Genomic DNA, 11,239 nt, shown 5'->3' on the forward strand with positions numbered 1-11,239 from the left:
CAAGAATGGAAAAAGAGAGGGATTTATGATTGAAAAAAGCAGACGATTTTTAAAAGAAAAAGGGTTATTTCTTTTTTTAAGTATTGGTTTGCCAATACTTATTTTGGGAATAGCTTATTATCGTATGGGGATTTATCTGGGAAGTCAACGTTCTATCATGGCCAGTGATGCATTCCCCCAACTTTCTAATTTTTATGCCAGTTATCATAACATGTTACATGGGCAGCAGGATATTTTTTATACATGGTTTGGTTCGTTAGGACTGAACTATTGGTCGTTATCAGCTTATTACTTGAACGGTATTTTTACGCCATTCGTGTATTTTTTTGACAACATCTCGATGCCTGATACTCTTTATCTTCTAACTTTATTAAAATTTGGGGCAATCGGTGGTGCTTTTTGGGTCTTGCTTCAGCAAGTCGTCCGCTTAAATAAGTGGCTAATTGTGGGGCTTAGTATTAGCTATGCACTAATGGGCTTTACTGTTGCATATTCTCCAATGATGATGTGGTTGGATGGAATGATGTATCTTCCTTTGGTTATTTTAGGAATTCATCGGTTAATGGATCAACAAAAACTATGGACATTATTTTTAAGTTACCTATTCCTTTTTTTATCTAATTTCTATATAGCGTTTATCATAGGTGTTTTTTCATTTCTTTACTATTTTGCACGATTTTTTACCAATCCTAAAAAGTATAAACAAAGCCTAGCTGCTTATTTTATGACGTCTTTTCTAGCAGGTGGGGCATCGATGATTACAATTTTACCTACTCTGCTTGATTTAAGAAACAATGGAGAATCATTGACTCCAATTACTCAATTGTTAACGCCAAACACTGGTGCTTGGGATTTTATAGTGAAGAGTATGATTGGCGTATACGATACAGCGAAATTTGAAAGTGCGCCGTTTATTTATGTGGGGATTTTTCCGTTGCTACTCGTCCTTTTCTATTTTTTGAACAAAAAGATTCCTTTAAGAAATAAGGTAGCCTATGGAACACTTTTTTTTATTTTGATTGCGAGTGTCTATATCCAACCGCTGAATCTTTTTTGGCACGGGCTACATGCTCCTAATATGCTATTGTTCCGTTTTAGTTTTCTGTACTCTTTTTTAGTGATTCTTTTAGCAGCCTTTGGGTTAGAAACTCTAGAAAAGAAAGAGTTGGATGTTGTTGTTAATGGAGGAATCAGTCTAATCGTGTTGTTTTTAGCAGCCTTTCTACTGGCTAATAAGAAGAAATATGATTATTTTTCAGGAAGTAACGTGATTGTGACAATCTCATTTATTCTTGTTTATCTAGTGTTTCTAGTTATTTATTATCAGAGAGGGCAGCAGGAAAATAGGTTCTTTTTTTTGTTGATGCTACTTTTTTGCCTAGAGGCAGGAATGAATACCGAAGCGATGATTAGAGGCGTTCAAAAAGATTGGAATTATCCTGCAAGGGCAGCATATACTCAGAATTATCAAGCCATTGAAACCTTAGTCAATGAATCAAAAGCAGCAACCCAGACTTTTTATCGCATGGCGAATCTAGAGCCTATGAGTATCAATGAAAGTTTTAATTTTGGCTATAGTGGTGTCAGCATGTTCTCTTCTATTCGTAATCGACATTCTTCCATGTATATGAATGATCTAGGGTTTCGCTCTGAGGGAACCAACCTAACGATTGAGTATGACAACAATACATTAATTATGGATGCTTTACTAGGGGTGCGGTATAACTTAGCTAAAAATGATCCAATGAAGTTTGGATTTACGAAAGTTGCAACCAGTGGGGCGTATCAACTCTATGAAAATAATTTTGCTTTACCTTTAGGAATTCTAACAGACAAAGGAATTTACAAGAAAGATGCCGTAAGGAATCAGACGAGCTTGTTAAATTATTTGTCAGAAGAAAAACATTCCTTTATCCAGTTTACAGAACCAAAAGAGGTTAGCAAAGAGAACGTTGTAATAGAAACAGAAGGGGACTTTGTTTATTATTCTGAAGAAACTGTTGGGGAAGAAAAAGTGCTAAACTGGACGGTTTCAGTGCCAGCGAACACTCAAGCTTACCTGAGCTTATACGCAGAAGATACGGCCATGATGAATGATGCTAAAGCTGAAATAACAGTTAATGGAATTAGCCGTGAGTACGACATGAAAAAAGTCAATCAATACTACAACCTTGGGTATTATCAAGAAGCTACTAAGATTCCTGTGAAAGTCATTTTTCGTGGGACACCAGTGATTCGAATTCTCAAACCAGATGTTTTATTGTTAGATACCCAAGCGTTTGAAAAAACGATTGGAAGGATTCAAAAAAAAGGTGTTGAGGTAAAAGAAAACGGTAGAAAGGTTGCAGCCACTGTTCAGTTAGATCAGGAGCAGGTACTATTAACCACGATTCCTTATGACAAAGGGTGGACTGCAACAATTGATGGGAAAAAAGTCGAGATTCCAGCGTTTAAACAAGCGTTCTTAACTTTGCCTATCCCAGCTGGCAAACATAAAATTGAATTCATTTTTTTACCACAAGGATTTAAAGTGGGAGCCAGTCTCTTTTTCATCTCTATCAGTTCCTTTGGTATCTACCAACACTTTTTAAAAAAATCGAAGAAAGACCAAACTAAACGGTAAGTACTAAGTTTGATTAGAAAGGATTCTGTTATGAAAAAAAAGCAACGATTTCTATTATTCATCAGCCTCTTTTTATGGATGAGCTTATTGTCGGCATGTGGCACAGAAACATTAGAGAAAAAACAAGAAACAGTTGAAGGAAATGGCGTAAGCTACCAGTTTTATTTACCTAAAGGGTGGAAAAAACAAGAAAATATTCATGATCTTTATGGACGTCAAGCTGTTTTGGGAGCCGAAGATACCCGTAGTAATTCAAACATGTTTCTATTAGTTTTCCCAAAGGATAGTGTGAAAATTAAAGAGTTTGGCCAGCGAACTCGAGAAGAATTAGCTAAAAGAAATGGCTATAAAAAAGTAGAAGATGTTTACATGAAAGAGTATAAAGTTAATGGTGCTCCGGCCTATAAATATACCTTTGAAACCAAGTTCAATGGTAAAAAAATGTGGGCACACTTCTATTGTATTTTTTCAAAAAATGGTGTAGCGCAATGGATGTTTTATTCTGCGGATGATGCAAACTATGAAAAACGCGTAGAGTGGATTGATGCAGCGATTAATACCGTCAAGGAAACAGGTTTTGATCAAACAAAAGCCTCTTCTTTAGAAAGTGAGGAAAAAAGTGATGAGATAAAGCTAAGTCATCCTCAGTTTTCCGTTACGGTCACAGGGATTGCTAAAGTTTCTGGTGAAGCACAGAAACAATTGCTGGTAATTCGATATGATTATACCAATCAAAGTCAAGAACCAAAAAAATCTCAAGATTGGCGTACGTTTATGAGAGTTACGCAAGGGGATCAGGAGTTGCAAGAAGCAACGTTACCCCTTGATAGTAACGACTATCAAATAAAGGAATTAGTCGGAAATAGCGACAAAGAGATCCAGCCTGGTGAAATGATACAAGGGGCTTTGTTGTATGAATTAACCGGCACTGGCGCTGTAAATATTGACTTTTTAAAGGAGATTGAAAGTGCACAATCTTCCTATACTTTAATTATTCCAACGACTGAATAACTTTAAAAGGAGTAAGTGATGAAAAAAATAGTGTTTTTTGCTTTAGTCAGTAGCTTCTTGATGTCTGGTTGTACAACCAATAAAAATGAAACAAACGCTAGTCTATCTACTACTGAAGCAGCTCAAATATGGCATAAAAAAAGAGAGAAGCCCTTTGGTACTTACGATTACAAGGATTTAGAAACGGATGAAGAGGCGATTGCACTACTAGAAGATAAATTCCAATTAGCATTACCCACTTTTTATAAAGAAGCGAAACAGTTAGTAGAAAAAACTTTGATTGATAAAGAAAACCAAGAGCAAAGTGGCGAACGCTACGATCTTTTTGTAAATGATGTCACGGTGACTTTTTTAACTACGTATCAATGTCAGCAAGCGGGAGAACCGTCCTTTGAAGCGACGATTGAATTGAAGTACTTGTTTGATTCAGGAAAAAAACGAGTTCAGTTAGACACACAAACACTACTAATTAGAAATGTATCGCAAACGGACAGCACGTTGTTGTTAGACAAAATACCCATATTTGTGGAAAAATCCACTGATTTGCTTAAAATCGGTGATGTGACAAATGGTTTAGAAGAATACCAACAACAATATGAAACAAACAAAGGCAATCTCCCGCAACAAACGGTCGTAGTTTGGGAAAATGCAAAAGAAGCAGCTGCGAAGAAAAGTGTTTTAAAATCCATCCAACTCTATTTTGATACAGAAAGTGTAGCAAGAGAGTTTTATTGCAATATTAGTGATAGAACGGACTAGTTTATCTGACCGCATGCATACAAAATAGGAAGGAATTGTCCTTATTTATCGCGAACAATCATTTTAGGAGGCAACATGTCGATTATAAAAAAGAATCATTGGTGTAGTAAAATCAGAAAAAATCCCCAAATCCTATATTATAGCTTCTTTTTTCTTTTAAGTATAGGCAGTATCTATTTTGCATTAATTAAAAATCAAACACTGTTTTATGGAGATGATCTAGGGTTTCATCTAGCTCGCATTGAAGGGCTAGCAGAGTCCATTACTAAAGGAGACTATTTTCCCAGAATTAATTACTTCATTACAGGTGGGATGGGCTATGCAACAGGCATTTTTTATCCAGATACCTTTTTATATCCAGCGGCATTGATACGACTTTTAGGGTTTTCTTTAGTGAATAGTTACATCCTATTTGTTGTCTTAGTAAACTTTATGACATTTATTATTGCCTATCATTCGTTTTATTGTATCAGAAAAAGTGCCAGCAAAAGTTTTTTGTTTGCTTTTTTATATGGTTTGTCCTCCTACCGATTATCTGACGTCTTATATCGGGCAGCGGTAGGGGAGTATCTGGCTTTAATGTTTTTACCACTAGCCTTTGTAGGACTATTCTTCATCATTTTTGGCGACTGTAAAAAATGGTATATCTTAGCTGTGGGCATGTCTTGCTTGTTTTTAGCACATTTACTGACGTCAGTGATTTTTATCTTTTTCATTGTCTGTCTGATGGTCCTAAACTTTTCCAAGTTAATAAAGGAAAAGGAACGGCTTGTTGCTTTATTGTTAGCAGCCGGTTTGACGATTCTATTTGTTGCCAATGCATTATTTCCAATGATTGAACAATTAGTCTTTCAGCGGTTGCGGGTTCAAGATACCCCAGTGTTCTATTTACAAAAAATGGCTCAACCTCTGATTGAATATGTTGAAATAGCTCTACAAAATGTCAGATTTAATAATATTGGGATTTTCGTATTAGGTTTAGGTTTCATTTTGTGTATCAGAAGTAAGAGACTGTCACGCTTAAATAAGCAATTGTTATTGATTGGTCTCATCTTTCTCTTTTTATCAACAAGCTATTTTCCCCATTGGCGATTTCATGAAACAGTTTTTAACGCGATTCAATTTCCTTGGCGCTATTTTATAATTGTTACTTTTTGTCTGTTATGGGTATTTGCAGATAGTTGGGATAACGTACTTTTTAAAAATAAACGATGGTCGCAAGTAGTAGTAGTTTCTCTTATAATAGGTGTCCTTTTTAGTACACTAGACGTTCAACAAAAATTAGCTAGTTTCACAATGAGACAAACGACTCATGATACTTTTGAAACATTTGACGGCAAAGGAGAATTAGGCTTTGGTTCCGAGTTTTTACCTAGTGGGATGACTGCTTGGATGAAGCCAACCGATCTTTTTTCCAATCCACCAGAAAATATTCAGTCTAAGAATCTTGAAAGAAAACAAAATGTTTTTTCATTTGATTATGAAGTTCCCTCAGCAACGAAGGTAATTTTCCCTATTTTGTTTTATAAAGGCTATCAGGCAAAGGTTGAGGGGGAGGGGACAGTTAGTACGGTTCATGATGCAGGCATATTTGATGGGGGTAAGATGCATGGTTTTTCAGAAGTAACGATAACTGGTCGTGGTCATTTGACGTTTTGGTATGAAGGGACAGTTATTCAAAAATGTAGTTTTCTATTAAGTATGATTTCATGGTTGCTTTTTTCTTTATATTTGCTATTTAAAATTAGGGTTGAAAAGAATAAATCTTAGAAAGTGAGGAAAGAAAGATGTACAAAGTTGGTATACTATCAAGTTCTAACAAATTAGAAGAAGAAATAGTAACCTTATTTAAACAAGTCAAAGTGAACGTAAATCTTATTCAAACGGAAAAAATAGATGAGCACCTGCATAGTTATGATGGGATTATTATTCATGAAGAAAAGGACAGTAATTTTAGTCGCATGTGCGAACTTTTTTTAGTGATTAAAGGCAAATTTTCCTTCTACGTTTGGATTTTTTCCGAACAAGTCTCTTCTATCAATCGACAAATTTATTTACAATTAGGGGCTGACAGTATTTTTGGAGATACTCATTTTCCAGAAGAAATTGCTTTACATATAAAAAATGCGTTAGATCGCCAAAAAAATTTTTATCAAAAGTCTCTCGAGGCGCAAACAAACAAACCTCATTACTTACATGCGAAGAAAAAGGAACTTGACAGTTGTTTTAAACTGAATGCTAAGAATCTTAGTCTCGAAATTGTGAAGGGGAAGAATCAAGGAGTGGAAATTAGCTTAACAAGATTAGAATATCAATTATTGAATGTACTCTATAGTAGACCGCGTGAAGCTTTTACTTATAAGGAAATCTATGAATGTTTATGGGAAGAAAACTATCAAGAAAACCCCTATCGCATATCAAATCTAGTTTTCCATATTAGAGGGAAGTTGATGAAGGCTACTATTAATCCCATGATTATCTCTACAGTGAGATCAAAGGGCTATATGTTAGATATTTAATTAGCACCCTGTTTCAACTAGCCATCAGTAAAAAGCAAGATAGTCGCATAGATATCTTCCCCTAATCATTTTTATCAAAAAAATAAACTACTGCTCTTGTTTTTTGCTATTTTTATAAAATTCTACTTCGTTTTTTCATTGTCAGCATCTGTAATTCAAGCTTTCTTTCGGGTATATCGTTTTTGCTAACGAGTTGTTGGTATGTTTCATGAGGAGCTTGTTAATGGTAAGTGCGATAGCTAAAAAATTCTAGAGTTGTGCTTCTCCAAGTTGGTAGGACGTCCAGTTTCTGACCATAGGCATCACAAGTTGTTTTTGTTCTTTAAATTATCTTAGTATGCTCATGCTAAAACCAGTTTTTTTAAGTGTTCTCTATAGTATAAAAGCCATCTTTTCCCTTCAGATTTTTAATAAAATGCTGTATCTAAAATCGATTTTTAATGATACAATTTACTTGTAGGTAATACATTGTTTGCGCTTTCATTTTTTTGTTGCTTTTGTTTTCTATATTAAGGGGATAGTTTTATGATGCTGACACATGATGATTGGGTTAAAATAAATCACGTATTGTTTTATGTATACTCCAGTGAGGACCAAGAACAATTACGAAGGACAGTTTTGGAGAAGCTGCACCAGCTGTTCTCGTTTGATTTGTCTTTTTTTGATTTGTACAATAAAGACCAATCACCTAGTTACTTTGATCCTATTTCATTAGATATGACCAAAAAAGATTTAGATAATTATTATTCTATCCAGATTAATTGCGACTACGTTGCGTTCAAAATTTCTCACAACAAAGAATCATTGGTCTATCGAGATTCTGATTTAATGTCACTAAAAGTAAGAGATACCAGTACTATTTACAATAAATGGATTAAACCGATGGGGGTTTATTATAGTTGTGGCGTTATTTTTGTTCATCAACAAATAACATATGGTTCATTAACACTATTTAATTCAAAAAAGAACGGTGATTTTACCGATAAAGAACTCTATATTTTAGAAAAATTAACCACTCATATTGCGTTGCGTTTTTTTCAGCTATTTCCGTTAGGGAATAAAAATGTGAGTTCATTTTCTTTCAGTACGTTCCGAAAGAAGGTTCATTTAACAGAAAGGGAAGAGGAAATCTGCCGATGGTTAACCACCGACTATTCAATTAGAGAGATTTCGGCTTTTCTTTATATTTCTGAGAACACAACTAGAAGACATATTTCCAATATCTATTGCAAAGCGAAAGTGAGCAGCAGACTACAACTACTTTCTCTGATTACTTCTTTTGAAGAAAAACATCAGATTCTTTCTTAAAATCGATTGTTTCAGTCTAAAAATTATAATTGGTGATTTTAAAAAGCAGCCAATAAGAAACAGTTTATCTATTTCTTGTTGGCTGCTTTTTTTACTCTAAAATCATCAGAATTAAGTGTCTTCTCAATTTTGAATGAGAGAGCTAAGGGCGTTATTTTTTAGACAATGGTAGTCATTTCATTATTTTATTAACTAAAATAAGATTGATTGGTAATTTTTTTGATAGAATGACTCCTTTTAAACTTGAGCATGGTAAAATATTAACAATGTGATGAGAAAAGAGGAGAAGCAATGACAAAACAAAAACGGCAACTACTGAAGGGGATTCAACTGTTACTTATGACAGTGTACCTTGTATTGATATTTGATGGCGGATATCAATCACTTGTCATTACTATTTCACAGTCGATAGTATTTTTTTCGGCATTACTACTAAACTATATTCCAGAAAAAAAGCAACAATTCCAACCTTTATTTTTTAAATACTATTGGCTGGATGCGGTAGCTCAACTTACGTTGATGTTCCTGCTAGTATTTCTTATCTTACAATTTTAATGGTAATTACACGCATAAATGGAAAACGATCTATTTTAACTGGATCTATTTTTTTGGCTATATTTTACAACTTTAGATGCTTTTTTTGACAGAACAAGATAAAATAAGTAAGTGCGTAAAAAAATGAGTTCTAAAAAACTAGTTAGGATTCATCGTGTTTTAATGCCTTATCGGTAAAAATCACGTATAATAGGTAGATAGTGAAATGTTGAGGGAGGGTAAAAAAATGGCTTATCAAGCATTGTATCGTGTTTGGCGTTCGCAACGTTTTGATGATGTTGTAGGGCAAAAAGCAATTACACAAACATTGAAAAATGCAATTGTACAAAAGAAAACCTCGCATGCCTATTTGTTTACCGGTCCTAGAGGAACAGGAAAAACAAGTGCGGCGAAAATTTTTGCTAAAGCAATTAACTGTAAACATAGTGTCGATGGAGAACCTTGTAATGAATGTGAAACTTGTTTAGCGATTACAGAAGGCCGTTTAAATGATGTCATTGAAATCGATGCCGCTAGTAATAATGGGGTAGAAGAAATTCGTGATATTCGTGATAAAGCCAAGTATGCGCCAACCCAAGCAGACTATAAAGTTTATATTATTGATGAAGTCCATATGTTATCTACAGGTGCCTTTAATGCGCTATTAAAAACATTAGAAGAGCCGCCACAAAATGTTATTTTCATTTTGGCAACGACAGAACCACACAAAATTCCTTTAACGATTATTTCTAGAACGCAGCGATTCGATTTCAAACGAATTGGTACGCAGGATATTGTTGAGCATATGGCTTACATTTTAAAAGAAATTGGCGTTAGTTATGAGGAACAGGCCCTCTATGTGATTGGTCGAGCGGCTGAAGGTGGGATGCGGGATGCCCTAAGTATTCTGGATCAAACGATTTCCTTTAGTGATGAAAAAGTCATGTTGGCAGATGCCATGCAAGTAACAGGTAGTTTAACGTATGAAATGATGGATCAGTACATCGGTTATTGTGTTGCTGGAAATGTTGAAGAAGCGTTAGAAACGCTCGAAAGTATTCTCAGTTCCGGAAAAGAAGCGAGACGTTTTTTAGAAGACATCTTATTATATTGTCGGGATTTGCTTATGTATCAACAGGCACCAAAATTACTAACCGAAAAAGTCGGACATTTGACAGAAAATTTCAAAGAGCTGTCTGAGAAGACGGATGCTGAAAAAATCTATCAGCTAATTCAAATTTTAAGTGATACGCAAAATGACATTCGTTTTACGAACAACGCTAATATCTATTTAGAAGTAGCGACCGTGAAGTTAGCTAAAACCGTAAGAAAGCCAGTTACAGCGCTAGAAACTAGTGGCGCTAGTCCAGTTGATTCCGGAGAATTAACGGTTTTAAGACAACAAATGGAGTTGCTCCAAAAAGAATTAGCAGAGATAAGAAAAAATGGTGTTAGCAGCAAAGAAGCTGAACCAGTGAAGCAAGCACCACGAGTAGCAGCAAGCAGAAATGCGTTGAGAATGCCTACGGAACGAGTCTATCAAGTCCTTAACGAAGCGACAAAAGAGCACTTGTTGAATGTTAAAAATGTTTGGGATGACTTATTGCAAATGATGTCCGTGACACAACGAGCGATGTTGAGAGCAAGTGAGCCTGTCGCGGCTGGACCTAATGGTTTAGTTGTCGCCTTTGACTATGAAATTGTTTGTGGTCGAGCAATGGACGATAATGATATGCAGTTAGCAGTCCATAATAATCTTAGTCGCTTAGCTAACTATGCGCCAAATTTAGTCTGTATTACGCGAGAAAGCTGGCCGAAATTACGTCAGTCCTTTATCTCACAAGGAAAAGAAACTGGTGAAGGAAAGACCGTTGAACTGGAGGCAATTTCCTCGGAAGATGAGGAGATTAGCTTGTTACCAGAAGAACAGCAAAACAATTCCAATCAAGTGGTTGATGAGGCCGTGGCAATATTCGGAACAGAGCTAGTAGAAGTTATTAACGATTAATAGTAAAATAATACATGAAAGAAGATAGAGGAGCGGATAATTTATGATGCGTGGAATGGGAAATATGCAAGGCATGATGAAACAAATGCAAAAAATGCAAAAGGACATGACAAAAGCTCAAGAAGAGCTAAACGAAAAAGAGTTTGTTGGAGAAGCAACGAACCAATTAGTAATGGCTACTTTTACTGGTGATCGCAAGATGAAAGATCTTTCAATCAAGGAAGAAATCGTCGACCCAGAAGATGTAGACATGTTACAAGACTTGGTTATCATGGCTGTAAATGATGCTCTAACGAAAGTAGAAAAAGAAACAGAAGTAACGATGGGGAAATATACTAAAGGCTTGCCAGGTTTTTAGTTAACAATCATGATAGAAAGAGGAGAGTGGGACAATAGTCAGAAATACATCTGATTGTTGCCTCACTTTTTTGATTTCTAAAAAAAGAGAATGTTCCGTTTAAAAAACAAGAGGGATCA

At 35.3% G+C, this 11,239-nt stretch carries 9 protein-coding genes; all 9 read left to right on the forward strand.

Annotated elements, in window-relative coordinates:
* Positions 1-25: 25 nt before the first annotated feature.
* Positions 26-2,623, forward strand: coding sequence for a YfhO family protein (locus BCR26_RS17335; RefSeq protein WP_069700209.1), 2,598 nt, complete (start codon positions 26-28; stop codon positions 2,621-2,623).
* 30 nt (positions 2,624-2,653) lie between these two features.
* Positions 2,654-3,634 carry a DUF5067 domain-containing protein gene (locus tag BCR26_RS17340; protein WP_069700210.1) on the forward strand — a complete coding sequence of 327 codons (981 nt, stop codon included), beginning with the start codon at positions 2,654-2,656 and terminating at the stop codon, positions 3,632-3,634.
* Positions 3,635-3,652: 18 nt separating this feature from the next.
* Positions 3,653-4,393 carry a hypothetical protein gene (locus BCR26_RS17345; RefSeq protein ID WP_069700211.1) on the forward strand — a complete coding sequence of 247 codons (741 nt, stop codon included), beginning with the start codon at positions 3,653-3,655 and terminating at the stop codon, positions 4,391-4,393.
* 75 nt (positions 4,394-4,468) lie between these two features.
* Positions 4,469-6,163: a hypothetical protein gene (locus tag BCR26_RS17350; RefSeq protein WP_069700212.1), complete on the forward strand. Its 1,695-nt coding sequence runs from the start codon at positions 4,469-4,471 to the stop codon at positions 6,161-6,163.
* A gap of 17 nt (positions 6,164-6,180) precedes the next feature.
* A complete protein-coding gene (locus tag BCR26_RS17355; RefSeq protein WP_069700213.1) occupies positions 6,181-6,912 on the forward strand; it encodes a helix-turn-helix domain-containing protein in 732 nt (243 codons plus the stop codon).
* 525 nt (positions 6,913-7,437) lie between these two features.
* Positions 7,438-8,220, forward strand: a complete 783-nt coding sequence (locus BCR26_RS17360) for a helix-turn-helix transcriptional regulator (RefSeq protein WP_069700214.1) — start codon at positions 7,438-7,440, stop codon at positions 8,218-8,220.
* Between the two features lie 291 nt (positions 8,221-8,511).
* Positions 8,512-8,775, forward strand: coding sequence for a hypothetical protein (locus tag BCR26_RS17365; RefSeq protein WP_069700215.1), 264 nt, complete (start codon positions 8,512-8,514; stop codon positions 8,773-8,775).
* Between the two features lie 226 nt (positions 8,776-9,001).
* The gene (gene dnaX, locus BCR26_RS17370; protein WP_069700216.1) at positions 9,002-10,762 is read left to right on the forward strand and encodes a DNA polymerase III subunit gamma/tau; all 1,761 of its coding nucleotides are present in this window, start codon (positions 9,002-9,004) and stop codon (positions 10,760-10,762) included.
* 43 nt (positions 10,763-10,805) lie between these two features.
* Positions 10,806-11,120, forward strand: a complete 315-nt coding sequence (locus BCR26_RS17375; RefSeq protein WP_069700217.1) for a YbaB/EbfC family nucleoid-associated protein — start codon at positions 10,806-10,808, stop codon at positions 11,118-11,120.
* Positions 11,121-11,239: the final 119 nt, after the last annotated feature.

The sequence above is a fragment of the Enterococcus rivorum genome (assembly GCF_001742285.1).
Lineage (GTDB): Bacteria > Bacillota > Bacilli > Lactobacillales > Enterococcaceae > Enterococcus_L > Enterococcus_L rivorum.